Origin of the sequence: uncultured Microscilla sp. (assembly GCF_947493425.1) — a bacterium.
Lineage (GTDB): Bacteria > Bacteroidota > Bacteroidia > Cytophagales > Microscillaceae > Microscilla.
In genome coordinates this window covers 1-850 of record NZ_CANLRP010000417.1, presented here as the reverse complement: position 1 = coordinate 850, position 850 = coordinate 1, and the positions used below count along the sequence as shown (strand labels likewise).

1 protein-coding gene and 1 pseudogene are annotated in these 850 nt (G+C 36.9%); both read left to right on the top strand.

Features of this window, described 5'->3' with window-relative positions; genetic code table 11:
• A pseudogene (locus tag Q0954_RS34115) lies at positions 1 to 195 on the top strand (hypothetical protein); the annotation flags it as partial.
• A gap of 101 nt (positions 196 to 296) precedes the next feature.
• Positions 297 to 569 carry a helix-turn-helix domain-containing protein gene (locus tag Q0954_RS34110; RefSeq protein ID WP_299466607.1) on the top strand — a complete coding sequence of 91 codons (273 nt, stop codon included), beginning with the start codon at positions 297 to 299 and terminating at the stop codon, positions 567 to 569.
• Positions 570 to 850: the final 281 nt, after the last annotated feature.

Sequence of the window (850 nt, the reverse complement as noted above, 5' to 3'; positions counted from 1 at the left end):
GCTACCCAGATGCCCATTGAGGACATATATCAACTACTTTATGAAAGGTTTACGCTGATATACAAACAAAGTCCATATAAAAACGCCAGGCAAGCCAATACAACTCCCATTGACTGGATTGAAAACAACGGCTTTATTACAGAAGTCTATGACCTGGCAAAACAGATTTTTAGGTTGCCTGCTCACGCAGACTAAAAAGTAAGTAGGTTTGAAAAGTATACTCAACCCTGTTTTTCACTTTCTTAGGGCTACGCTGGTTCAAACACAAATAAGTATTCAAGTTTTTAAAAGGTAAGATGATGGCAGCAAATATTCCAACAACAGAGGATATTCAACACTTAATGAAGGCTTTTGAAGAAACCATCTATGGTAAAATAGAAGCACTGTTCAAAGCCGAAAACAGTGGTTTAGATATATACACCAACAAAAGAATCAAAGAAGAAATGGGAGGAGATATCAGTGATGACACCCTTGCCCGAATGAGAGAAAGAGGGGAGCTTCCAGCGAAAAAAGTGAGCGGGAAATGGTATTATAAAGGAGCAGATATACGCAAAGTTTTTACAGAATAGTCGCACACACTAGAGAGCGTTTATTGAACTGTGCTTTTTGAAAAGCTCAATACTAATAATCAATGAGTTAAAAATTACAAACACAATTTTATGAACGTCACCCGCACTACAAATAAAGCCCCCTCGTTTCATATTACTAAATACGAGGGGTAATATCTCTCAATCAGTAAATAAGCCTTCGAATTTATCCATTTCTTTAGCAATAGTTTCATTGGCAAGGCTTGCATAAATTTCTGTGATTGCTTCATTTGAATGCCCAGTCATTTCTTTTAGCTTTGATC